Raw genomic sequence first — 22,766 nt, forward strand, 5'->3', positions numbered from 1 at the left:
GGCTTCCCAATACTGCGCCTTGAGCATGGGCCCCACATAGCTAAGCCAGGGTATCGGTTGATGCTACTGATCCAACACGCGCAATTGCTCGTCCACCAGTATTCCGAAACCACACGGGGCGGCGCTAAGTAGCTTTTGCTCCAGCAGGTTGTTGACCAAGGGGCTATCGACTCGCCGGATGTCAAGGTTGGGCCCGGTGCAATTGATGATGCTGCCAACCTTGAGCGATTCAGTTGCCTGATCGCTACGCCGTTTAAAATCCACGATCAAGCTTTTGCCCAGCAGCGCCACATTGATCAACCTGCCGGCATGAACGGCCAGTTGTCGACTTTCCAGAAGGTGTCGAACGTGTTCGAACGTGGCGGGTGCCAAACGATGACGGTGGACGTCCCACCAGGGTTGGACATGCCGTAGGAATTGTCGCTGCTGCGTGGCATCCATCGCGCACCAGAGTTTTTGTACCCACGGCCGCAAGCTGTCGACCACGGCTCGCCAATCGCCTCCTTGGCGCTGGTGTTCCTTGACCCGCTTGCGCAGAGTCGCCATCAGCTGTCGAGGTGAGCCGCGTCCCAGATGCACGGGGGCGCAAAGGGGTGCAATGGCCTGCGGTGGGTGGCCCAGGGGCAAGAGCCCGCGCCGAGAGAGTAAATGGATTGGGCCGCGATGGCCTTTTTGACGCAGTTGCAGTGCCATGTCGACAGCTGTCAAACCGGAGCCGATCAACAGCACCGCGGAGTCTGGATCGGACGCCAGGCATAGGGGAGGGCTCCAGGGATCATGCGCGTAGGTCTGTGGACGTAGAGTCTTGTTCAAATGGCAGCAGTCGGCGGGAGGGAAGTTGCCAAAGGCGAGGACCACGTGATCCGCTTCGAGGGTACGCCCATCCGAAAGCTTGAGCCGGGCGCCTTCACCGCAGGGTTGCACCTGTATGACCTCTGCCACAATCCGTGACAACTGCACGCCAGGGTTTAATCGTTCAGCGCGGTCGAGGACATCGTTCAGGTAGTTGCCATAAAGGCTGCGACATACGTACGAGGTAGACTCGACGTCGAGGTGCCGGCTTCTGCAGAACCTCAAGAAGTCTTCTGGATCATCGTCCAGCGCACTCATTTTTCCAACGCTGGCGTTCAATAGGTGGAGGGGGCTGTTGGTGCCGTAGGCCAGCCCACGCGCCATGGTCTGCGTACGATTGACCAATATGGATCAGTAACGTGCGCTGTAGCACTGCGTTGCCCGGCGCCTGCGCTTCGAGTCTGACGCGCCATTGGGCGAGGGGGAGTGCGGTGAACCGGTCCCTCCCCAAAAGTGTCTGGATCCAGGTGCAGATCTGTTCCCAGCGTGTGCTCTGAGGGTTGTAAAGGTGGTGGATTGACGTCGAGTGCATCGTCGGTTTGCCTAGGGCACAGTGCCCGAAGACCCGTGCTACATGATCCACCGGCGTGAGATTCAGCGACCAATCGCTTTGCGCCGGCCAGGCCCTGAGAGCAAGACAGCTACGAATCATCAGTCCGACATAGTCGTCGGGGTTGATCCGGTCGCAGGCATAGGCCTGGACGGGGGCGCTGATGTCTCCGCATCTGAGGATGTTCAGGTCTATGCCGGTTTGTTCACGGAACCTTATCGCCACGCTTTCGGCAACCAGCTTGGCTCGGTTGTAGCCGGTGGTCGGAACCGTTTCCGGCAAGGTCGAGGCGATGACGACGCCGGCACCGCCCAGGGCAGCCAGGCGCAGCACTTCCAGGACGCCACCTACGTTAGTCTCGGCCAGGCGTTCATAACGCTTGAGCCAGTTGACCTCGGCACCGCAATGAATGATGCAGTCGACCTGCGAAGACAATCGACGGTAATCCTCAGGTGACAGGCCAAGACCGGGCTGCCCCAGGTCCGCAATCACAGCCTCCACTGGCCCAAGAGCCGCAAGCCGCTGCAGTGCGTGAGCCGTGCTGTCGGCCCGCACCAGGCACAGAATGCGGTCCACGCCCGCTGCCTGGTGCAGGTGGCGCACGATTTGATCAGGTTTCTCAATTCCAACAGCAACAGGCTGCCGCCCATGTCGAGGAAGTCACTGTCGGGACCCAGCGTCACACCCTGAAGGTTAAGGCAATCGCCCCACAGGGCAGCGACCCGGGATTGCAGGGGCGTGAGCGGCGGTTCGTCATCCGGCAGAGGGACCAGCGGTTGTTGCAGCAGTATGTGCGCACCCAGGCGCTTCTGGCTGGTGCCGGCCGGGATCGATGGGGTCAGGAAATAGGCCACTGGAACGCTGAAGGCAGGCAAGTTCTGACTCGCCCAGTGCCGTAACGTGTTGGCATGGGGCGGGTGCTCGGCATCCGCTGGGATCACAAAGGCCACCAGTTGCAGGTCTAGCCCTTCGCCGCGTGTGGTGACCAAGGCTGCGCGTACCTCGGGATGAGCATCCAGGATACGTTCCACATCGGTGCTGAATACCTTGCACCCGCGCAATTTCAGGTGCGTGCTGCTGCGACCCTGCAGGTGGATATCTCCGCTTTCGGTGATTCGCACTCGATCACCGGTGCGCAGCAGTTGCTGGGCCAGGTCCTGCCGGGCCGGCGCCAGCGGATTGGACACGAAGGCCGCTTGGTCGGCCGCATCGTCCTTCAGATAACCCGGCGTGAGTCCCTGGGTGTGCACGTAGAGTTCGCCAGGGCTGCCCAGGCGCACGCACTTAAGTGTCGAGTCCAGCACGAAGGCTTCGGTGCCGGGGGTGAAGTGCAGACGGCCAAGCGGGCCGACCAGGGCAACATCCCCGGCTTCGTTCGAGCCCTACAGATCGAGCACTTGGCAGTGGGGCACGCAACCCTTGAGCTGTTGGCGCATCGCGTCGGGAAGCGGTTCGCTACTGAGCCACAGGGTATGCACATTGGCAAACGCCTGCTGGAATGCCTGTTCGTTGTGCAGCAGGCCGGCCACCAGGCTGGGGGTGATCATCAACTGAGAGAGACGACTGCTTTGGATAAAGCCTGTGAGGGCGTGGGGATCCAGCACCATGGCGTCCGGAATCAGGCAGGCCACAGCGCCGCTGAAGATGGGGTAGTAGACATAGCCGGTCATCCAGGCATTGAGGCCGATACGATCATCGGGGCGGAATGCTGGCGCCAGAAGGCGAGTGAATCGAGGCGACCGTGTTCGCCAATTGTGACGATTTTTGCCATACCGGTCGTACCAGAGGTCAACAAGCCATAGGCCAAATCACCGCAAGGCTGCGGCTGAACGGCTGGCGCAACGTCGCAGCGCTTTGGCCGGTGGTCCAGCAGCAACGTGCGATAACCGCCTGCCAAGGGCTGCAGAGTCAGGGTGTCGCCCACCACGACCACTGGATCGAGTTTGGCCAGCACGTTCGCGGTCGCGTCGGTGCCGTACCATTGCGGGATATCCAGATAGGGCCAGCGCAGCAGGCTGCAGGCGGTCATGGTCACCAGCGTGCGCAGGTCTTTGTCCAGGCGAATAGCAACCCAGCCCCCATGGGGGCAACTGTGCAAAAGGCGCTCAGCCAGCGTGCAGGCCTGGGCATTCAGCTCCCGTGCGGTCAGGCTTCGTTGGGGGCTGGCGGCGACCGTGCTGTCTGGGGCATCGCGCAACAACTGACGCAGTTGCTCGTGCCAGGAGAGCGGTATTGCGTGGGCTGGGGCGTTGAGACGCTGGGTCCTGATCTGCTGCTCGCGGCTGTGTTGAGCGGCCGCCTGCTAATACTGGGCAATCCTTGGGCTGACTTCATCCATCGCCGGGTTATCTCGATCGACAATGATCAGCTTGACCTCGGTGTGGCGTGCCTGCGTGCTGTCTGGGCAGATCAGGCACAGCTGGCGATGGCTCAGACGGCGCACGAATTCAAGCGACGCCGAGTCTTCAGAGGTCGTCAACGTCACCAGCGGCAGGTCCTGCAACTGCTCGATTTCTCGGATAATCGCGTCGAAATGGCAGGCTGCGGGGCTGCTCCATAGCCAAACGGCATAGTCGCCAGGCAATTGCGCGGCCCATTGCAACGCACGCAGGTGCTGCGGCCTCGTCGATGCCAGCAACAGCACTCGCAGATGGGCGTCCACCGGCTCATGAAGACAGGCAAGGTGATCCTTCGTGGGAGGCACGCGTTGCCAGGCGGCTGCCAGATGGAAAAAATTGTAGAGGGGTTGCTTGTCCCGCGCTGTACATTCGACGGCATCCGGAAACGTGATTTCGGGATGCGCGACTTGAGCGAAACCGCAGGAACGCTCGGCATCGTCATGCCAGCCTTGAAAAAATTGCCACTGTTCGACCTTTTCCGGTGCCCAGTTCAACAGGCGAGGCGAAAAGTCGATACCGGCGAAATCACAAAAGCGCGCCAGCGTGCCGCGCGTATTACCCATCAGGTCCTCATCACTGTCCAGGTACAGCACCTGACTGGCATCACACTGTTCGAGCACCCGCTCATGGATACGCGCCAGCTCATCGAAGCCGGACTCATCCGCATCGAAATAGGTGGTGCCACCGCTCTGGCTGACGCGATACAGCGAGCGCATCACATCCCGCGGCTGGCGAACCAGGAACACATGCCTGAATTGCGCCAGCCACGTGCTGTCAATCGAGTCGAAGTCCACGAAGTAAGCAATCTCCTTGGAGAATTGCACGCGGTGCGGTGGTGCTGGATGTTCGCCGAGCAACGCCATCGCTTCGGCGTAACCGGTAATGCCGGGCGGTCCGTTATTGATCCGGCGAGTGCGCTGGATCAACGCATGTTTCTCGGGGAAATGCCTGGCCAGAAATGGCTCGGAGAGCCTTTCGTGCAACACCCTGACGTCTGGATGCTGCATCACGGCCCGCTCGAAAGCGGTAGAGCGGCTGCGGGAAACCGCCCACAAAATCACATTGGGCAGGGAATCGGATGACGTCAGCATAAACAGCTCCTGGTTAAGGCCTGTGCATGTGAAGCGTTCAGCGCGTGGCGGCGGGCTTTTTCAGCAGGATGAGGCCTGAAATCAGAATGAGGGCCAGACCGGCCGCGGTCCGGACATTGAGCACTTCGTTGAACAGCAACGCTCCCCAGGCAATCGCGAAGATCAGGTAGGTGTAATCGAATGCGCCGATGATCGAGGTCTCGCCGATCTGATAGGCCCGGGCGATGCCGGTACTGACCAGTACCATGAGAATCGCCAGTACGACCATCACGCCCCAATCGCCGATCGCCATTGGCGACCAGTTGCCGACCAGAAATCGCAGGCCCTCATTGGCAGGCAGGTGGGGGCCGGTCTGTGTGACGACGATGCTGCCGACCAACCCCATGAACAACAGGACGATGTTCAGCGCCAGGGCCAGGTGCATCGGCACTTCATTGGCGCACTTGCCCTTGGTCACGACCGCTGCGAGGGCATAGAAAATCGCAGCGAGTACGGGCAGCAGTGTCCATAGGTTGAAGTCAGCCTGACTGGGCGCGAGCGTGACCAGCACCCCTGCGAACCCCAACAAAATGGCCACCCATTTACGCGGTGTGACATGCTCGTCCAGGGTGACGGCCGAGAACAAAGCGATAAACAAAGGTGTCGTATAGATCGCTAATGCGGCTATGGTCAGGCTGATGAAGGGCAGTGCGCTGTAAAAGGCGATCCACATCAGGGCGAGCAGCAGGCTTCTTGTCCCGATCCACAAGAGGGAAAGCGGCCGTTGCTGCGTTGTGCCGCGGCGGTACATCAACAAGGCGACGAGCATGCCGATAGCCAGGACCGAGCGAATCACGTAGAGCTGCCACATCGATGTCTCGGCGCTGGTGGCCTTGATCAGAGCGTCTGACACCGACAACAGGAACACCGAACCTACGACGATGAGGATGCTTTGTCGGTTTTCAGCGGCGGTAACGGTTGTGGTTGCAGACATGATGGGTCCTGATGTGATCGACCTGAAGGATTCTGGGTGAGCTCGTTTTGCATTTAAAGTGACTTAGGGTTACGCAGGAGGAATGAAAATTATGGATAACTTCAAACGCTCACTGCCCCCACTTTCCAGCCTGGTTCCCTTTGAAGCCGCGGCGCGTCTGGAAAGTTTTTCCAAAGCCTCGGATGAATTGCATCTCACCCAGGCTGCTATCAGTAAACAGGTACGATCCCTGGAAGAATTCCTTGGCGTGGCGTTATTTACGCGTAGGAATCGCGCCGTATTTCTGACCGAGGCGGGCGCCGAGTTTCGAGACGCGGTGCGCACGGCTTTCCTGGGCATTGCTTCACGCGCCGAAGAGCTGAAGTCAGGACGAGACAACAATGCAATCGTCCTGGAGGTGCAATTGTGCGAAGCCTTTTACTGGTTGATGCCCAATATCACGCATCTGCACAGGAAGTTCCCTGACCTGGACGTACGCCTCAATGCATCCATCCAACCGATTACCGAAACCGCGGAAAAATTCGATCTGGCTATCCAAACCTCCGGTCGTCCGTCGGGTGATCACACCCGGCTGTTGACCTTGAGTGATGACGTGTTTGCGGTGTGCAGTCCCAGCTACCTGGCCTCGCTGGGCGATCACCCACTGACCTTGCGAAACTTGGTGGACCTGCCGTTGCTGCATCACGTCGCCACGCCTCAGTACTGGAGTACCTGGAGCGACTGGCTGGGGGAATTTCACATCAGGCCCGGAGAACTCAAGGGTAAGTTCTATGACAGTTATCCGGTCATGATGCAGGCATGTGTCGAAGGCCTGGGGTTTGCGCTTGGGTGGCGTCGCACCAGTGAAAAGATGCTCGCCAGTGGTGACCTGGTACGGCCTTTTTCCGAATCCATACACCTCCCTGAAGCCTTGAGCGTGTACCAATGGCGTGATGAAACCCTCAGCCCGTCGGTTCGCCAGGTGCTGGAGTGGTTGAATTCATCGTTCGCAGACTGATTCCTGGTCAGTGTGCAGCAGGCCCAGCGCGGCCAGGGTCTTCTTCTGAATGTCGTGCACGGCATGCTCGCTGTTGGCCCCCAGTGCCGGATCAACGATAAAGCGGCCTTGCTGGTAGCCGTCGCTGTTCAGGCCACGCTGCACACTGGCGCACAGGGGGATATCTTCTTCGCGGATCAAGGCGACGAAGTCGATGACCTCCTGTTCTTCCCGAGAGGGAGTGGCTGCCGTGCAAAACCATTCAACCATCTGCAGGGTCTTGTCCACGCTGACCGGCAGGTGATGCAGCACATTCATGTACCCGCCTGGATAGACCTCCAGGCAAAAGTTCGGCCACAGGTACCAGGCGCCGAATTCGCGCGATCGGGCGCAGTCTTGCTTCATCGTATAGCCCTGGTTGACGCCACTGTCGCTGCTGATATGGGCGTGATAATGCTCGTGGATCGCCAAGTGATAACTCTTCAGGTCGAGGGTGGCTGTCGAGAGCGTGGGGGCGATCAAAAAGCAGAAATGATCAGGATGAACAGGCTTCGTGACGATGCTTAGAGACTATCCGGGTCCCCGAAAAACATCTGAATCCGCGACCGCAACCACCGCTCCCCAGGATCATTATCCTGGGAGCCACGCCACGCCATATGCAGCTCAAACGAGCGCACTGGCAGCGGCGGCTCCTCGGCCCTGAGGCCGCCTGCCGCTGTGAGTGCCTCGGCGGCATAGTCCGGCACGATGGCGACGATATCCGTGCCCGCCAGCAAGGTACCCAACCCGTTGAACTGCGGAACCGCCAGCACCACATGGCGTTTGCGGTCGAGTTTTTCCAATTCCTCATCAATAAACCCGCTCAAGTCGCCGGCAAATGACACCAGCGCATGAGGGCGGGCGCAGAAGTCGTCCAGGCTCAGGGAGCCCGGCACGCTGTCGGCGCGCAGTAGTTTAGGCAAGCTGCGGCGCAGGACTTTGCGCTTGGCATTGGCGGGCAGGTCGGCGGTGTAGCTGACACCGATGGAGATCTCCCCAGAGGCCAGCAGGCCGGGCATCAGGATGTAGTTGACCCGGCGAACCACCAGCACGATACCGGGGGCTTCGGCGCGTAGGCGCTTGAGCAGTTGGGGCAGCAGGGCGAATTCGACGTCATCGGACAGGCCGATGCGGAAAACGGCGGTGCTGGTGGCGGGGTCGAACTCGGCGGCCCGGCTGACGGCGGTGGAGATGGAGTCCAGGGCTGGTGAGAGCAGGGCGAAGATTTCGACGGCGCGGGCCGACGGTTCCATGCTGCGGCCGGTGCGCACAAATAACGGGTCGTCGAACAGGCCACGCAGCCGCGACAAGGCCGCGCTGATGGCCGGTTGGCCAAGGAACAGCTTCTCCGCAGCGCGAGTCACGCTGCGCTCATGCATCAAGGTTTCGAATACGATCAAGAGGTTAAGGTCGACACGACGCAGGTCGTTACGGTTCATCTTGTGTCCTGGAAGAGTCAGCAGGCTTGACGTGAGCGGCCATAAAAGAACAATGACCGGCGTGAATCTTACGGGGAAAGGCTGGTACTCTGCATCGGTAAATTGAGTTTTCCTACAATACTTGAGGTCTATTCCTCAGATGCGGAATCAATGGTAGGCATGTTGACTATTAATGGCGACCGGTGGCCTAACCCGTAAAGCCCAGATAGAGTTCATGGCATTAGAGGTTACTTTGACGAGGTTTGCGATGTCCCGCACGATCCGTTTTCACAAGTTTGGTCCGGCCGAGGTGCTCAAGTGCGAAGAGCATGCAGCCGCGTTGCCCGCACCGGGCGAAGTGCAGGTGCGTGTCGAAGCGATTGGCATCAGTTGGTATGACATTTTGTGGCGCCAGAACCTGGCGTCGTCCCATGCACGCCTGCCATCAGGCTTGGGTCATGAGATGGCCGGGGTGGTGGTCGCCGTCGGCGATGGCGTGAATGATTTGGCAGTGGGCGATAAGGTGGCCAGTTTTCCGGCCGAGAGCCCCAATGACTACCCGGTGTATGGCGAGCAGATTGTACTGCCCCGGTCGGCGCTCACCCGTTACCCCGATGTGCTGAGCCCGATTGAAGCCAGTGTGCATTACACGCCGCTGTTGATTGCCTACTTTGCGTATGTGGACCTGGCACGGGTCAAGCCTGGGCAGTTCGCCCTGGTGACCGACGCCAGCCACTGTGCGGGCCCGTCCTTTGTGCAGTTGGGCAAGGCCCTGGGTGTGCGGGTGATTGCGGCGACCAAGGACAGTGCTGAGCGTGAATACCTGCTGTCCCTGGGGGCGGAGAAAGTCATCGTCACCGAAGAGCAGGACCTGCTGATGCAAATCAACAAGTTCACAGAAAACCGTGGTGTCGACGTGGTGTTCGATGGCTTGGGCGGCCCGCAGATGTCGCTGCTGGGTGACGTGTTGGCACCCCGTGGCAGCCTGGTGCTGTACGGGTTGCAGGGTGGCAACCAGACGCCGTTCCCGGCCTGCGCGGCATTCCAGAAGAACATTCAGTTCTTCGTGCATTGCATCGGCAACTTCACCGGCAAGCCGGAGCTGGGCATCATCCAGGATCAGGTCGCCCTGCAGCGCGCCCTCAGGGATATCAACCAACTGACGGCCGATCGTGTGCTGGTACCGCTGAAAACCACGGTGTTTCCGTTCAATCAGTTCGTGGAAGCTCACCGCTATATGGACGAATGCCCATGCCGAGAGCGCGTCGCGTTGCAGGTTGAAGCTGTTTAATGCGTAGGAAGTTTCGTAAACGAAGCTTCCGACCCGCTGGCGCATGGGGCAAATGCGCCATTTGACAGGGCACATCCTGCTCTCCCCCTAGAGCGCTGATTCGGCGCTTTATCCCCATGAATACGGGTTTCCCCTCCGACGCCGCGCTGAACCCCAGCGCGGCGTCGCCGTGTGTGCGCCATCATTCTGGTGCCTGATGCAGATCTGAACTGGTTTTAGCTCAAGTTCTGTATCTGTTAATCAATATTCAAGCCCTGATAATTGTGCCGTCACTTTCATCTCAAGGAATGAGCAATGAATGAATTAAGGATGTCGCCACTAATAAGACTGGCAACTAACGCCTTGGCGCCTGTGCGAGCCCGGAGGGAAGGAAGGGCTCCTGGGAAGTATCAATTCAATTAATTGGAAAGTGTGCTGATGTCTAAATGTGGGACGCTTCTTTAATAGCTTAGTTAAAGAAGTGTAGGAGTTTGTCGGAAGGGTCCTAGGGGTAAGAAAACCAATCTTAAGGTGTTGTAATGTAATGGTTTTTTTATCGGATGATGGCGCTGCAGACCACGCAGGGTGCCGAGACGCCCTTGTGCCGGAGTGCTAGTGTTTATTCATCGGCGTACGTGACGACGAGCACATCTCCTACATACGCAATAGGTCGGGCGAAGACGGTCAGGTGGTTTCCCGAAACTGATATTTCAACTCAGGTAGTAGAACTATGAGCGCTATTCACGAACAGGCTATGAATTATGTTTATCAGCAAGTTCTTCAACGGTTGATTGGCCACCTCTCTCGCGAGGAGCGCACGGCGTTGCAGTTGCTGGTGCAGCGAATCACTGTGGCAGCGGGTGGCATGGAGCAGGTGGGTGATTACAAGGTGCTGCTAGCCCATGGGAGCGGCGCAGCCAGCAGTTACACCCTGGCGTTGCTGCGCGCAGCGCAACTGACTATCGCCGGCCGGGCTCCGCGGACCTTTCAATTGCGCGTCGCCACGCTACGCCACGCCGGGATGACCCAGGGCACACTGGATACCCTCAATCGCGGCTATAGCCGTTTGTTTTTCCATGACGACCCACGCGTGGAGTTGTTGATGGTGGAAAACCAGGAGATTCACCCCTTCAACCATCAGCGCCCGGCCTCTGCCGGTGGGCGCGAGGCCAACCAGCGCAATATGTTGATGGTCGGGCACCTCACCTCCGGAGACTGTCGCGCGACACTGTGCAACAACACCTACCTGGCGCTGGGTGACTTCTACCAGCGTGTCACCACTTGGCACGGCGGCGTACATGCCCTGGTCAGCGGTGACTCCCCACGCAAGCAGCGCCAACTGCTGGCCTGGCTCAAGAGCGCCGCCCAAGGGGCGAGCCTCTCTGCTGGGAACGGCCGCGCGCTCTCGCTCAATGGTTTGTTCGAGCGTATGGATCAATGGAGCGAGGGCTATTACCGGGACGTCTACGGCGACCACTATGTGCCCGATGCCGCGCCCGGCCAGGTGGGTCATCGCCACCTGGCCTACATTGGCATTGCTGATCTGCTGGAGAGCATCGATCTGCCCGCCACGCCCTTGCTCAAGGACTTCATGGCCTACGCGCCTGATCCGCTCGGCTTCCAGTTCAGCCAGCCGGCCTATGCCAACCCTTTGTTGATGGCCCACCTGCGTGGCTTGCAAGCCGAATGCCTGCGCGACCTGGACTACGAGGCAGGCGTTGAAGGCTTCATTCAACTGGCAGGCCACTATTTGCGCAGTCGTCACATGCCTGAAGAGTTGCTCGCCCAGGCGGCTACCCGCGAAGGGCGGGTCTCGTCGAGTACCTACGCCCAGCAGTTCTTTGGCCTGGATGAAACACAACTGGTCTGCATGTTGTTTTCACCGTTTATCCAGCACGGCGAAAGGCTGGAGGGCTATTTGCGCCAGTGCCACCCGGGCATGCTGGTAGCGTTGCCCGAACTGCACAAGGCGCTGCAGGGCAATCCCTCGGCAGACATGCTGCAACAGTGGGTGGTGGATACCAGCGGCTTGCCGATGCCCTTGTTGCAGCACCTGTATCGTAAATGGCCACTGGTGCCCGGAGGTGGTCAGCCGCGTGATGCCCGCCCCAGGGCGCACGGTGTTGGCCAGGCCTTTCAACTGTCCGGGCGATGACGCTGCGCGGCGAGCGGCAGGCAGACTTCGCGTACCAGGCCGTGTACCGATACATGATCAGCCTGATCAACGAAGTCAGTACCGATGCCCGCGTGAAGCTGCCGTCCCTGCGCCAACTGGCGGCGCGCTTGAATGTGTCGATCTCGACGATTCAGTACGCCTATTCGCTGCTGGAGAAGGAGGGCAGGGTGTATTCGGTGGCAAAGTCGGGGTATTACGCCTGGCCCATGACCGCCAACCTGCTGACGGGCGTCGGCGGCGACTTGCTCGACCGTCTCTACGCAGCCGCCCGGCGCCCTGGCATGGTGGTGCTCAGCGGGGATGAGCCCACGCTACTGGCCTCCCTGGATGGCACATTGTTACGGTTAGAGCGGGAGTTGGTGCGCCAGTACCCGCATCAGCTGCAGCCCTGGTCACAGGCGTGCGGTGTGTGGGAACTGCGCGCAGCGCTGGCGGCGCGGTACACCTCATCGCCTACACGCTGCTGGCATGCGGACGATGTGTATATCGGCGCAGACCTGCGTGGCGTCCTGGCCATCCTGATCGACGTGCTAGGCCTGCGAGGCACCTCGGTGATCGTGGAGTCGCCCTGTGACTGGCTGATCCTGCGCCTGCTGCAAGACGCTGGCGTGCGTGTAATCGAGTTGCCCTGGCTGCCTGATGGCCGTCTGGACGTGGTGACCCTCGATCAGTTGCTGCGCAGCGAGCCCATCCACCTGGTACTGCTGTCCTCAGCGGTGAGCTTGCCATCCGGAGTTGCCTTGACGGCGCAAAACTGCCTGGAAGTGGCGAAACTGTTGGACCAGCACGGTTGTTGGCTGCTGGAAAACGACACGTATGGCGAGTTGGGTTTCAAGCTGCCCCAGATGACACTGCGCGACCAGGTGAACCCCGAGCGGCTGATGGTGTTTTCTTCGTTCGAGAAAACACTCGGCTCGGAGGCCCCCTATGGATACCTGCTGTCGCGGCGCCAGAGTAGCGAGTTCCAGCGCCAGTTCCTGCTGCGCTCTTTCCGTCTGTCCTCAATCCGCCAGCGCGCAATTGCGCGCCTTTACCAAAGCGGGCGCATGGACCAGCACTGGCGCACGTTGCGCCAACTGTTGCACGAGCAAGCGATGCAAATGGCGCAACGCCTTGAGCGGCATTTGGGTGATCAAGTTACCTACCGCATGCCCGCCGCCGGGGCGGCCTTCTGGCTGGGTGCCAATCAGCCCGTGGACATGCGCCAAGTGTTCCAGCGCCTGGTGGGCCGGCAGGTGGTCGTAGCGCCGGGTGAACTGTTCAGTCTCAGTGGCTTGCATCACCAGCACTTGCGATTGAGTCATACCTTTCACGGGCAGCCCGACCTTGACGACGCCCTCGCCGGGATCAGCGAAGCGTTGCACCAGGCGCAGGTTGGTCAGTGAGTGAAATTTCTATCTATGGCGTAGGATTTATAACGTCGCGCAGCAGTCGAAGTGTCAGTAAACTGCGATTTTTCCGACTCCTTCTTTCTGAGGTTTATGCATGACAATCAGTCCTTTTGCGGGCAAGCCGGCGCCAGCCCAGTTGCTGGTGGATATCCCGCGACTGGTCACGGCCTATTACACGGGCCAGCCTGATGCAGCGATCTCCACCCAGCGTGTAGCCTTTGGCACTTCCGGCCACCGTGGCAGTTCATTTGAACTGAGCTTCAACGAATGGCATGTGCTCGCCATCAGCCAGGCCATTTGCTTGTACCGCGAAGCGCAGGGCATCAACGGCCCGCTGTTCGTCGGCCTGGACACCCATGCGCTGTCCACGCCTGCCGGCGCCAGCGCCCTGGAAGTATTGGCCGCCAATGGCGTGCACGTCATGCTGGCCGAAGGCGATGAATACACGCCGACCCCTGCCATTTCCCACGCCATCATCTGCTACAACCGCGGCCGCACCAGTGGCTTGGCGGACGGTATTGTCATCACGCCGTCCCACAACCCGCCCCAAAGCGGTGGCTACAAGTACAACCCACCCAACGGTGGCCCGGCCGATACCCACGTCACCAAGTGGATCGAAGCCAAGGCCAACGAGTTGCTGGCCAACAAACTGGCCGGGGTAAAACGCATCACCCATGCCCAGGCACTCAAGGCCGACACCACCCATCGCCATGACTACCTCAACAGCTATGTGGCCGATCTGATCAACGTGATCGACATGGATGCCATCCGCAGCGCCGACCTGCGCCTGGGCGTAGATCCGTTGGGCGGCGCAGGGGTGCGCTACTGGTCGGCGATTGCCGAGCATTACCGCCTGAACCTGGACGTGGTGAACACCGAAGTCGATTCGACCTTTCGCTTTATGAGCGTCGACTGGGATGGCCAGATCCGCATGGACCCGTCGTCCACCTACGCCATGCAAGGCCTGATCGGCCTCAAGGAACGGTTCGACGTGGCGTTCGCCTGCGACCCGGACCACGATCGCCATGGCATTGTGACCCCGTCCGGCGGCCTGTTGGCGCCCAACAACTACCTGGCAGTGTCCATCGACTACCTGTTCCAGAACCGTCCCGACTGGCGCGCCGATGCGGCCGTGGGCAAAACCGTGGTCAGCAGCGGCTTGATTGACCGCGTGGCCGCGCGCATCGGGCGGCGCCTGTATGAAGTGCCGGTGGGTTTCAAATGGTTTGCCGATGGCCTGTTCGAGGGATCGTTGGGCTTTGGCGGTGAAGAAAGTGCCGGTGCCTCGTTCCTGCGCAAGGACGGCACGGTATGGAGCACCGACAAGGACGGCTTGATCCCGGCCTTGCTGGCGGCGGAAATGACTTCGCGCAAAGGCCAGGACCCGAGCCAGATCTACCGTGGCTTGACCGATGCCCTGGGCGAGCCGTTCGCGATTCGCGTTGACGCCAAGGCCACCCCAGCGCAGAAAGCGCTGCTGGGCAAGCTGTCACCTGAGCAAGTGACCTCCACGCAACTGGCCGGGGAAAGCATCCAACACATCCTCAGCCACGCGCCGGGCAACAACCAGGCGATTGGGGGCTTGAAGGTGATGACCGAAAACGGTTGGTTCGCTGCGCGCCCGTCGGGTACCGAGGACATCTACAAGATCTACGCCGAGAGCTTTAAGGGTGAAGATCACCTCAAGCAGTTGGTAGAAGAGGCGCAAGTGCTGGTAGACGGCGCGATCTCCCAGTAAACCCGGATGTGGGAGGGGCAGCCCCTCCCACAGTCGGTTGATGGTGTATTGAACGCCTGGATCAGGCCAGGTCGACCAACACGATTTCGCTGTCCTCGATCGCGGTCACCCGCAACACCTGTTCATCCTCAACCGCCACACCATCCCGAGCTTGCGCGCGCAAGCCATTGATCTCAATCACACCGGTCGCAGGTACCAGGTAAGCCCGGCGTCCGTCGTCCAGCCGGTACTCCGCACTTTCGCCAGCCTTCAGCGTCGCCGCCACTAGCCGTGCATCGGCGCGAATGCGCAGGCTCTCATTGTCACCGGCCTTACCGCTGGCTAGCGTCACAAAGCCTTCACGGCCATCTTTGGGAAACGGTTTGGCCCCCCACGACGGTGGCAAGCCGCCTTCGTTAGGGATGATCCAGATCTGGAAAATCTTGGTCGGCGTCGCTTCCAGGTTGTACTCGCTATGGGCGATCCCGGTGCCTGCGCTCATCACCTGCACATCACCGGCCTCGGTGCGGCCTTTATTGCCCAGGTTGTCGGCATGGCTGATGGCGCCTTCACGCACATAGGTGATGATTTCCATGTCGCGGTGCGGGTGCTGCGCAAAGCCGCTGCCCGGCGCGATGATGTCGTCGTTCCACACCCGCAGGTTGCCCCAATGCATGCGCTTGGGGTTGTGGTACTCGGCGAATGAAAAGTGGTGGTGAGCGTCAAGCCAGCCATGATGGGCGCCGCCCAGGGAGTTGAAAGGTCGAAGTTCAAGCATGATCGTCTCCTGTTGATGGCCCTATGATCCAGCAGCGCATAATCGAAACAAAGCGTAAAAAATGCCTTATTCCTATCGATAGGTTAGATTGGTTTGTGGCGTTTTGACTTTCACTTCATCGCCTAACTGTATGACCACAAAGCAATTGGCTGGCACTGAGCGCCGATTCCGGCGACCATGGCGCACTCGTCAAAGCCGAAGCCACCGCAGGAGTCCGCGTGTCGCAACAACAGCCTGATCTGCCTCCCGAACTGCGCCCCCTGGCAGAAATGCCCCTATTCAAACGCTTGGCCGCACGCCTGTTTGGTCACGGCCTGACGCGCCTGCGCGCCCAGCACCGGTTTTCCTGGCTGCATGGGCAGGCCGATGGGTTTCGCAGTGGCCACGAGGCGGGCGTGGAATACGGTTACCGTGAGGGCAAGGCCGATGGCATCGAGGAGGGGCGCCAAGTCTTGCTGATTCGCGACTTCCGCCCGGACGAGCATCGCGCGCCAGGGGTGGACGACAGCCTGTTCGACGATTGGCGGTTGCCGCTGACAGCGGATCTGAAGAAACGTATCAAAGCTGATGTGGCGCGCTTGCTGCCGGCCCACGCCCAGCCCAGTACTGCGCAATGGAAGATGATCTTCAGCGACACACCCTCTACCTCGGTGATCGCGGGGGCCGGAGCCGGTAAATCCACCTCATTGGTGCTGCGCATTCTGCTGCTCACCCACTACCTGGGCTATGAGCTCAGCTCGATGACCGTGGTGACCTTTACCCGTGAGTCGCGTAAAGACTTCATCAACAAGCTCAGGGAAATTCTCGGCCTGTGGGGTCAACCCCTTGATATCAAGGAGGCCCAGGCGGTGGTACGCACCTTTCACTCGCGTATCCTCCCGATGGTGCGCAGCCTGCCGGGCTTTGAGCGCCTGCAAGCCTTCGAAAACCTGGGGGCGGCTGGAGATGATGCCGATAGCAACCCGTTCGATCTGCGCATCAACCCCGCCCAGCGCCAGCACATGAATGCCTGTTATCACCGCCTGCATGGCCAGCACCCACGGTTTCGCGAACTGATTGCGCCGCTGGCTCGCCATGGTCTGCAGCTCAAGGAGCTGGAACGGGATCACCCCGATGTACAAAAACGCATGGCGGTGACCGAGTTGGCTGCCAAGCGCGATGAAGAACTGTGCGATGTGATCGAGGACTTGTGGTTCCGCGCCGGCGCCTGGCCCATCAAGGGTATCGAGCCCAATCGCCAGACGCTGGAGATCAACGGTGCGCAGTTCCATTGCCATGGTTACATCCCGGAGCTGGATGCGTGGGTGGTGTTGGGTTTTGATTCCCGTGAAAACCCCCAGCTTTGCCGTCCCAACGCCAAGCTATCAGTGCGTGCGGAGTGGGCGGTAAAGCGCACTCTGTTTCAAGCTTTCTGTCGTAAGCCATTGATTTGGCTAGACAGCTATGAATCCTCAAAACGCCTTTTGAGCAGCTTGGCCGGTGATGCCAGTGCAGGTCCCGGCTTTGATTACAAGGTCAAGGGCGAGCTGGCGTCGGCGCCCTTGCTGGACAGTTTTGTGACGGCCGCCGGGTTTATCGAGAACCTGGGCCTGGACGTGCCTACCGCCGTGGGCCAGATGAGCTTCGCCAAGGATGACCCAGACCGCTTCTTCTTCGAAGCCCTGAGTATTTTCTGGAAGGCCCTGGAGGATCACCTGCTGGACCAGTCGCCGCCGATCATGACCTACAACCGCATGTTCTCGTTGTTTGGCGAAAACACTCCGGAAAACCTCAAGCTGCTCAGCGACCCTTTGTTACGCCCGTTGTCGCACCTGATGATCGACGAGTTCCAGGATGTCTCGCCGCAGATCGTCTCGTGGCTGCGTGCCAGCCTGAAGGAGATCCGCAGTCGGGGGCCGTCGATGCATGTTGGCCGTGGGGCGCAACGCTCCTCGTTGCTGTGCGTGGGAGACGACTGGCAGTCGATCTATGGCTGGCGGGGCAGCTCGCCCAAGTACTTCATGGAGTTCAACAAGGAGTTCCCATCGCCGAGCACCACCCGCGTGATGTTGGGCGAGAACTACCGCAGCCATCAGCACATCATCGATGCGGCTGAACATATCGTGCGAGCTGCCCCGGCCATTCCCGGCAAGAAGGCCAAGGCCAGTGGGGCGCCCAAGGCGTTGGTGCCGGTCAAGGTGCTTGAGCGGGATGACGCGGCATTGGGGAGGCAACTGCAGGAGCACTATGCCAGCGGCGATACGGTGTTGATGCTATATCGAAAAAGCAACGATAAGTTATTGATTCAGGAGCATATTCAGTCTGTAGTTAATGTAGATTCTAGCCTGCCACTACCTGCGCGCAGGTTGAAACAACTGACGTATCACAGTGCCAAGGGCTTGCAAGCGGACGCGGTGTTCCTGCTCGGGGACTGCCAGCATCTCACCAGCTCGCCGTACAAGAACCAGGTGTACCGCATGGCGGGCCTGGGCAAGGACGGTGACAGTGAACCGTATGACAACGCGCAGAAAGATGAAGTGCTGCGCCTGGCGTATGTCGGCATCACGCGAGCGGTGAGCCATTGCTATTGGTACGTGGAGAAACCGGAAGGCCAGGCGGTGAATATGCCAAAGGCGTCGGAGCGGGTGGATGGCAAGAAAGCGTTCTTTGATGACCAACGCAGTTAAGTCATTGATGTGACCAATTGGGGAGGGCAAGCCCCTCCCACTTTTTGATACCCATTCATCTGGAGCATCGACTTCAGGCCCGCAGCGACACCGGTGGCACAAATGCCTCCAGTTCATCCTCCACCGCCTCGATCATCCGCTCCACATCGGCGGCATTCATCACCGTGGCACAGGGGATTCCGGCAATGGCAATCAGCGTCTCACCCGTGGCACGGTCAAACAACCGCGCCACCATACTGCCAGGCGCGTCCATGCTGCCCTCGAAGCCCATTGGATGAAAATGCCAGCGCATCAGCTGGCATGCGTTGGGGAACGTCACTTTGTTCATGTTGCCCACCTTGTTCATTGAGCGCTTCCTTTAGCTCGCGGCAGGGGGCCATGACCTTCACTGGTCGTGGCGTCAGAGAAGGTAAAAAATAGCATTGGTTGACGACCCTAAGATGAATTTTTCGCCCCGTTCGGCGGTTGTTTTCCATAACTTTGATGTAGGTCATGTCCTACTCAAGGGCTGGGCAATAGGCCATTAGTCAGAAGCGTGATTTGGCCGTTGTCGCCACGGGCGAAATTCGGCAATCTCCAACGTTTTACCGTGGTAGAGCCGTTCATGTCCGATAGCCAACACACCCAAGCCACGAGCGACCTGGTGCTACGCCACCACCTGTGTTGGCGCCATCGTGACCTGGAAGGGGTGATGTCCTACTACCACCCGGATATCCAGTACCACGACTTCTTCCAGAACCGTGTCGTCGGTTACGCCGATCTGCGTGAGTACCTGCAAGCGAGCATGCCCCGAGAAGCGGACGAGGCCATCGAGCACACCGATCGTATCCGCGCCGATGGTGACACCGCGTTCATCCAGTACCGCATCACCTTGCGCGGCGGTCAGGGGCTGGTGTCGTTCCGCACCAGCGAGGCGATCACCGTGCGTGACGGTCTGATCTGGCAGGTCAATGAATACGCGTCCCTGGTGCATGAGCAGCCGACCCAGGCCTTACGCCCCACGGTCAGCCGCCTGGGCCTGTCACCCCAGCAATTGGGGCATATGGCCAATGACCTGCAGCAGTACTTCGAAGGCAAGCAACCCTACCTGGACCCGGAACTCGACCTGCAACGGGTTTCCAAGGAATGTGGCTACAGCCGCAACCAGATTTCCTACCTGCTGAACCAGGTACTCGGGCAGAGCTTTTATCGCTACGTCAACCAGGCTCGGCTCCAGCATTTGCTCGCCGCATTGGATAAAGCCCTGCCGCCGATCAAAATCGACGACCTGGCGTTTGCCGCTGGCTTCAATTCACTGTCGGCGTTCTACAGCGCATTCCGTCAACACACCGGCCAGTCGCCGAAGGCCTACGTCAAACAAATTTCTTTGCGTGCACGCGCGCAAGACATTCAATAACACCGCGCCCTAGGATCCACCCTATCGAAACGAGGTAGGGGAACCGGGCATGCCAGCATGGCGCAACATCAGCTTGTGGATGGACCAGTTGGACGACCCGCTGGTGGCGCGGGCGTCCCTGGAGCACGATCTGGACGTTAACGTGGTCATCATCGGCGCCGGCTACACCGGGCTGTGGACGGCGTACTACCTCAAGCTTCAGGCCCCCGAGCTGAACATCGCGATCATCGAAGCGCAAACCGCCGGTTTCGGCGCCTCGGGCCGCAACGGTGGCTGGCTGATGGGCAACTTGCTGGGGGAAGATCGCCTGCTGGCGGGCCTGAACCCCGAGCAGCGCCGCGCCTCGTTTGACCTGCTGCACGCTATTCCCGACGACGTGGCGCATGTGCTGGCCCGCGAAGGCATCGATTGCGATTACCGCAAAGGCGGCGCGCTTTACTGTGCCGCACGCTACCCGGAGCAGGAAAGCAGCCTGCGCAACTACCTGGACACACTCTATGCCCAAGGCCTTACCGAGGCTGACTACCGCTGGCTGAGCCCGGCGCAACTGGCCGAACAGATCCGCATCGCCAAGCCCTATGGCGGTATTTATGCGCCCCATGTCGCCACGATCAACCCGGCCAAACTGGTGCGCGGCCTGGCTCGGGCTGTCGAGCGCATGGGTGTGACGATCTACGAAAACAGCCCGGCCATCCATTGGCAGTCCGGCAGCGTACGTACGCCCAAGGCCAACGTGCGCGCCGCCTGGGTGGTGCCCGCCGTGGAGGGGTATGCCAACACCTTGCCACCCCTGGGCCGTTACCAATTACCGGTGCAAAGCCTGATCGTCGCCACCGAGCCATTGCCCGCCAGCACCTGGGATGACATCGGCCTGAGCCACGGCCAGGCGTTCGGCGAAAGCAGCCGCCAGGTCACCTACGGCCAGCGCACCGCGGACAACCGCCTGGTGTTCGGTGCCCGTGGCGGCTACCAGTTCGCTGGCAAGCTGCGCCATGACTTCGACCTGACCGACAACGAAGTACAGTTGCGCCGCTACCTGTTCGGCGAGCTTTTCCCACAGCTCAAGCACACGAAGATTACCCACTCGTGGGGCGGCAACCTGGGCATGGCGCGCAATTTCCGCCCGCACATGCTCTGCGACCATAAAAGCGGCATCGCGCTGTCCGGCGGTTATGGCGGGGAGGGCGTAGGTGCCACCCACCTGGGGGGCCGTACCCTGGCCGACCTGATCCTGGGCCGCGATACCCCGTTGGTCCAGCAACCCTGGGTGATCCGTGAACGTGGTCTCGACGCCCTCAAGGCGTGGGAGCCCGAACCCTGCCGCTGGCTGGGCTACAACGCGATCATTCGCAGTTTTGTCCATGAAGACCAGGTATTGGCCAACCCCCACTCCGCCCCCTGGCGCCGCAAGCTGGCCACCGGCATGGCCGGGTTCATGGAAGGTTTCATGCACTAAGCCGTTTCACTCACACGGGAAAACCCATGAGCATTACTCAATTCAAAGACACGCTGAATGCCCACCTGCCGGACTCGTCCCCCGTGGCCGTGCCCTTGGGCGAACCCATCGCCGTGGCCTCCACCTTGAGCGTGGAGCGCACCGATGGCGTCGAGACCGGTATCTGGGAATGCACCCCAGGCCGCTGGCGGCGCCAGATCAAATCCCAGGAGTTTTGCCACTTTATCCAGGGCCGCTGCACCTTCACCCCCGACACCGGTGAAACCGTCCACATAGAAGCCGGCGATGCACTGATGTTGCCGGCCAACAGCACCGGCATCTGGGATATCCAGGAAACCGTGCGCAAGACCTACGTATTGATTCTGTAACGCTTTGATCCTTGATCGCCTGCCATAAGAACAGCCCTAAAACCGCCAGGAAATCGAACCATGAAAGCCATTGCCCTATTGCCCTTGATGTTGGTGGCCTCTATCAGCCAGGCCGCCGAGACGGTGAAAATCTACAACTGGTCCAGCTACATTGCGCCGGACACCACGAAAAACTTCCAGAAGCAGACCGGCATCGGCTTCAGCTACGACGTGTACGACAGCAATGAAACCCTGGACGGCAAGTTGATGACGGGGAACTCGGGGTATGACGTGGTGTTTCCGTCCAACCACTTCATGGCGCGGCAGATCCAGGGCGGCGCCCTGAAAAAGCTCGACAAGAGCCAGCTCCCCAACTGGAAAAACCTCAACCCGGTGCTGCTCAAGGCCCTGGAAAACAACGACCCGGGCAATGCCCATGGCTTCCCGTACCTGTGGGGCAGCACCGGCATTGGCTACAACATCGACAAGGTCAAGGCGGTATTGGGGGATAACGCGCCCGTGGACTCCTGGGACTTGATCTTCAAACCCGAATACATGGAAAAACTAAGCAAGTGCGGCGTGGCCATCCTGGACAATGGCCCGGAATTGTTGCCGATTGCCCTTAATTACCTGGGCCTGCCCCCCCACAGCAAAAAGCCGGAAGACTACAAGAAAGCCGAAGCGCTGCTGATGAAAGTGCGCCCGTATGTGGCCTACTTTCACTCCTCCAAATACACCGGCGACCTGGCCAACGGCGACATTTGCGTAGCGGTGGGCTTCTCTGGCGATGTATTGCAGGCCGAAAGCCGCGCCAAGGAAGCCAAGAATGGCGTGAAGATCGGCTACCAGATTCCCAAGGAAGGCGCCGCGATCTGGTTCGACATGGTAGCCATGCCCGCCGATGCCCCGGATGAAAAGGCCGGTTATGCGTTCATGAACTACTTGCTGGAGCCCAAGGTAATGGCCGATATCACCAACTCGGTGCACTACGCCAACGGCAACAGCGCGGCGGACAGCCTGGTGGACCCTGAGATCAAGGCCGATACCAAGATTTACCCGAGTGAAGAGATGATGGGTAAGTTGTTTGCGTTGGAGGCGATGCCGCTGAATATCGACCGGATTCGTACAAGGGTGTGGAACACCATTCGTACCGGTAAATAAGCACGACGCACATACCCTGTGGGAGGGGCGGTGCGACGATTCGACTTGCTCCCGATAGCGGTGGGTCAGTTACCGATCAGCTGACTGATACACCGCAATCGGGAGCAAGT

21 protein-coding genes are annotated in these 22,766 nt (G+C 59.9%); 10 read left to right on the top strand and 11 right to left on the bottom strand.

Annotation, left to right across the window (positions count from 1 at the left end):
• Positions 1-63 precede the first annotated feature (63 nt).
• From DYL59_RS18865 to DYL59_RS18875, 7 genes are all read right to left on the bottom strand, one after another.
• The gene (locus DYL59_RS18865; RefSeq protein WP_238340718.1) at positions 64-1,176 is read right to left on the bottom strand and encodes an FAD/NAD(P)-binding protein; all 1,113 of its coding nucleotides are present in this window, start codon (positions 1,174-1,176) and stop codon (positions 64-66) included.
• Complete coding sequence (locus DYL59_RS31720; RefSeq protein ID WP_238340719.1) at positions 1,091-1,978, bottom strand: SDR family oxidoreductase; 888 nt, start codon at positions 1,976-1,978, stop codon at positions 1,091-1,093. The genes DYL59_RS18865 and DYL59_RS31720 overlap by 86 nt, the downstream gene beginning before the upstream one ends.
• Positions 1,891-2,706, bottom strand: coding sequence for an AMP-binding enzyme (locus tag DYL59_RS31725; RefSeq protein WP_238340720.1), 816 nt, complete (start codon positions 2,704-2,706; stop codon positions 1,891-1,893). The genes DYL59_RS31720 and DYL59_RS31725 overlap by 88 nt, the downstream gene beginning before the upstream one ends.
• Positions 2,707-2,784: 78 nt before the next feature.
• Entirely contained in the window at positions 2,785-3,072 is a 288-nt protein-coding gene (locus tag DYL59_RS31730) for an AMP-binding protein (RefSeq protein WP_238340721.1), read from the bottom strand.
• Positions 3,069-3,602 carry an AMP-binding protein gene (locus tag DYL59_RS31735; protein WP_238340722.1) on the bottom strand — a complete coding sequence of 178 codons (534 nt, stop codon included), beginning with the start codon at positions 3,600-3,602 and terminating at the stop codon, positions 3,069-3,071. The genes DYL59_RS31730 and DYL59_RS31735 overlap by 4 nt, the downstream gene beginning before the upstream one ends.
• 102 nt (positions 3,603-3,704) lie before the next feature.
• Positions 3,705-4,892: a sulfotransferase gene (locus DYL59_RS31740; protein WP_238340723.1), complete on the bottom strand. Its 1,188-nt coding sequence runs from the start codon at positions 4,890-4,892 to the stop codon at positions 3,705-3,707.
• 37 nt (positions 4,893-4,929) lie between these two features.
• Positions 4,930-5,865, bottom strand: coding sequence for a DMT family transporter (locus DYL59_RS18875; RefSeq protein WP_135290530.1), 936 nt, complete (start codon positions 5,863-5,865; stop codon positions 4,930-4,932).
• A gap of 91 nt (positions 5,866-5,956) precedes the next feature.
• On the opposite strand from DYL59_RS18875, the gene DYL59_RS18880 reads away from it, so the two are divergent.
• Entirely contained in the window at positions 5,957-6,862 is a 906-nt protein-coding gene (locus DYL59_RS18880; RefSeq protein ID WP_135290531.1) for a LysR substrate-binding domain-containing protein, read from the top strand.
• Here the strand turns inward: DYL59_RS18880 and DYL59_RS18885 are convergent.
• Together DYL59_RS18885 and DYL59_RS18890 are read right to left on the bottom strand one after the other, a co-directional pair.
• Complete coding sequence (locus DYL59_RS18885; protein WP_238340725.1) at positions 6,845-7,363, bottom strand: SRPBCC family protein; 519 nt, start codon at positions 7,361-7,363, stop codon at positions 6,845-6,847. The genes DYL59_RS18880 and DYL59_RS18885 overlap by 18 nt on opposite strands.
• 41 nt (positions 7,364-7,404) lie before the next feature.
• Positions 7,405-8,319, bottom strand: coding sequence for a LysR family transcriptional regulator (locus DYL59_RS18890; protein WP_108573189.1), 915 nt, complete (start codon positions 8,317-8,319; stop codon positions 7,405-7,407).
• Positions 8,320-8,566: 247 nt separating this feature from the next.
• Between DYL59_RS18890 and DYL59_RS18895 the strand changes: the two genes are divergently transcribed.
• The 4 genes from DYL59_RS18895 to pgm all read left to right on the top strand — a co-directional run bounded on the left by DYL59_RS18895 (position 8,567) and on the right by pgm (position 14,873).
• A complete protein-coding gene (locus tag DYL59_RS18895; RefSeq protein ID WP_135290532.1) occupies positions 8,567-9,589 on the top strand; it encodes a zinc-dependent alcohol dehydrogenase family protein in 1,023 nt (340 codons plus the stop codon).
• A gap of 709 nt (positions 9,590-10,298) precedes the next feature.
• Complete coding sequence (locus DYL59_RS18900) at positions 10,299-11,723, top strand: hypothetical protein (protein WP_238340727.1); 1,425 nt, start codon at positions 10,299-10,301, stop codon at positions 11,721-11,723.
• Positions 11,720-13,129 carry an aminotransferase-like domain-containing protein gene (locus DYL59_RS18905; protein ID WP_135290534.1) on the top strand — a complete coding sequence of 470 codons (1,410 nt, stop codon included), beginning with the start codon at positions 11,720-11,722 and terminating at the stop codon, positions 13,127-13,129. The genes DYL59_RS18900 and DYL59_RS18905 overlap by 4 nt, the downstream gene beginning before the upstream one ends.
• A 100-nt stretch (positions 13,130-13,229) precedes the next feature.
• Positions 13,230-14,873 carry a phosphoglucomutase (alpha-D-glucose-1,6-bisphosphate-dependent) gene (gene pgm, locus DYL59_RS18910; protein WP_135290535.1) on the top strand — a complete coding sequence of 548 codons (1,644 nt, stop codon included), beginning with the start codon at positions 13,230-13,232 and terminating at the stop codon, positions 14,871-14,873.
• Positions 14,874-14,934: 61 nt separating this feature from the next.
• On the opposite strand, the gene DYL59_RS18915 is transcribed toward pgm, so the two are convergent.
• Positions 14,935-15,630 (bottom strand): pirin family protein, encoded by a 696-nt coding sequence (locus tag DYL59_RS18915; protein ID WP_135290536.1) that lies wholly within the window; start codon positions 15,628-15,630, stop codon positions 14,935-14,937.
• Positions 15,631-15,848: 218 nt separating this feature from the next.
• On the opposite strand from DYL59_RS18915, the gene DYL59_RS18920 reads away from it, so the two are divergent.
• Positions 15,849-18,296 carry a UvrD-helicase domain-containing protein gene (locus DYL59_RS18920; protein WP_135290537.1) on the top strand — a complete coding sequence of 816 codons (2,448 nt, stop codon included), beginning with the start codon at positions 15,849-15,851 and terminating at the stop codon, positions 18,294-18,296.
• 73 nt (positions 18,297-18,369) lie between these two features.
• On the opposite strand, the gene DYL59_RS18925 is transcribed toward DYL59_RS18920, so the two are convergent.
• Positions 18,370-18,642, bottom strand: coding sequence for a DUF1652 domain-containing protein (locus tag DYL59_RS18925; protein WP_135290538.1), 273 nt, complete (start codon positions 18,640-18,642; stop codon positions 18,370-18,372).
• 258 nt (positions 18,643-18,900) lie between these two features.
• Here DYL59_RS18925 and DYL59_RS18930 point away from each other — a divergent pair, with 258 nt between their 5' ends.
• The 4 genes from DYL59_RS18930 to DYL59_RS18945 are packed head-to-tail and all read left to right on the top strand — an operon-like array spanning position 18,901 to position 22,656.
• Positions 18,901-19,692: a helix-turn-helix transcriptional regulator gene (locus DYL59_RS18930; protein WP_135290539.1), complete on the top strand. Its 792-nt coding sequence runs from the start codon at positions 18,901-18,903 to the stop codon at positions 19,690-19,692.
• Between the two features lie 49 nt (positions 19,693-19,741).
• Positions 19,742-21,148, top strand: coding sequence for an NAD(P)/FAD-dependent oxidoreductase (locus DYL59_RS18935; RefSeq protein ID WP_135290540.1), 1,407 nt, complete (start codon positions 19,742-19,744; stop codon positions 21,146-21,148).
• A gap of 26 nt (positions 21,149-21,174) precedes the next feature.
• Complete coding sequence (locus tag DYL59_RS18940) at positions 21,175-21,516, top strand: cupin domain-containing protein (protein ID WP_135290541.1); 342 nt, start codon at positions 21,175-21,177, stop codon at positions 21,514-21,516.
• A 60-nt stretch (positions 21,517-21,576) separates the two neighbouring features.
• On the top strand, positions 21,577-22,656 hold the full coding sequence (locus DYL59_RS18945; protein WP_135290542.1) for a polyamine ABC transporter substrate-binding protein: 1,080 nt from the start codon (positions 21,577-21,579) through the stop codon (positions 22,654-22,656).
• Positions 22,657-22,766: the final 110 nt, after the last annotated feature.

The organism is Pseudomonas kairouanensis, from assembly GCF_004682055.1.
In the GTDB taxonomy this organism is placed as follows: Bacteria; Pseudomonadota; Gammaproteobacteria; order Pseudomonadales; family Pseudomonadaceae; genus Aquipseudomonas; species Aquipseudomonas kairouanensis.